Raw genomic sequence first — 1,273 nt, 5'->3', positions numbered from 1 at the left:
CCGGGGACGCGATGGTCGACGAGGTGGTCGAGCGGCTGCTCGACAAGGCTGATGCCTCGGGGACGGCCTTGCTCGGTGAGGGCGGGTTGCTGACGGAGATCACCAAGGCGGTTCTGGAACGGGCCCTGGAAGCCGAGATGAGTGAACACCTCGGCTACGAACGTGGAGATCCTGCAGGTCACGGGTCGGGGAACTCGCGTAACGGGACCTCGCCCAAGACGGTCCTCACCGATGCCGGGGCGGTCGCGCTGGCGGTTCCGCGGGACCGCAACGGCGACTTCGAGCCGCGTCTGGTCCCGAAGAACGCCCGCCGGCTCGCCGGGTTCAACGATCGGATCCTCTCGCTCTACGCCCGCGGGATGAGCGTGCGCGACATCCGGTCCCACCTCGCCCAGATCTATGGCGTCGAGGTCAGCCCGGACCTGATCAGCAAGGTCACCGACGCAGTGATCGACGAGCTCGTGACCTGGCAGAACCGTGCCCTCGACCCGGTCTGGCCGATCATCTACATCGACGCACTTTGGGTGAAGATCAGGTCCGGATCCGTGGTCTCCAAGCCGGTCTACCTGGCCGTCGGCGTCGACATGGACGGCCGCAAGGACGTCCTGGGCCTGTGGGTCGGCTCCGACGGCGAGGGCGCCACCACCTGGATGGCAGTCCTGTCCGAACTGCGGAACCGGGGAATCGAGGACGTCTGCATCGTGGCCTGCGACGGCCTGAAGGGCCTTCCCGACGCGGTCACCGCGACCTGGCCCAAAGCCACCGTTCAGACCTGCGTGATCCACCTGACCAGAGCCTCACTCCGGCTCTCCTCGGTGAAGGACCACTCCAAACTGGTACCTGCGCTGAGGGCAATTTACACAGCCCCGACCGAGCAGGCCGCCGAGCAAGCCCTCGATGCCTTCGAGACCTCTGACCTGGGCGGACGCTACCCGGCGATCGTCCGGACCTGGCGGTCGGCCTGGCCGGAGTTCACGCCCTACCTGGCATTCCCGCCAGCCATAAGGACGGTGGTCTACTCCACGAACATGGTCGAATCGATCAACTCGCGGCTCCGCAAAGCCACCCGCAACCGCGGTCACTTCCCTTCGGAACAGGCCGCGTTGAAAGTCCTCTACCTCGCGGTCCGCGAACAGATCAACCTGAGAGCGCGCGACGCGAACCACGTCGCCCCACATTGGAAAGAGGCACTGAACCAGTTCTCGCTCTTCTTCGAGGACCGGCTCAGCATCCAATAGAACCAGGCGACTTACACAAGATCCCTGACAAGCCC

At 65.4% G+C, this 1,273-nt stretch carries 1 protein-coding gene; it reads left to right on the top strand.

Features of this window, described 5'->3' with window-relative positions; genetic code table 11:
- The first annotated feature begins 11 nt into the window (after positions 1 to 11).
- The gene (locus ABTY04_RS41000) at positions 12 to 1,238 is read left to right on the top strand and encodes an IS256 family transposase (RefSeq protein WP_352218522.1); all 1,227 of its coding nucleotides are present in this window, start codon (positions 12 to 14) and stop codon (positions 1,236 to 1,238) included.
- Positions 1,239 to 1,273: the final 35 nt, after the last annotated feature.

This window comes from Streptomyces sp. NPDC097981 (assembly GCF_040302565.1).
In the GTDB taxonomy this organism is placed as follows: domain Bacteria; phylum Actinomycetota; class Actinomycetes; order Streptomycetales; family Streptomycetaceae; genus Streptomyces.
The sequence above is the reverse complement of the archived record's forward strand: the minus strand, read 5'-3'. Positions and strand labels throughout refer to the sequence as shown.

What these genes read in the sequence shown, in the direction of transcription:
- ABTY04_RS41000 (WP_352218522.1), top strand. Translation starts at nt 12, where the DNA reads ATGGTCGACGAGGTGGTCGAGCGGCTGCTCGACAAGGCTGATGCCTCG.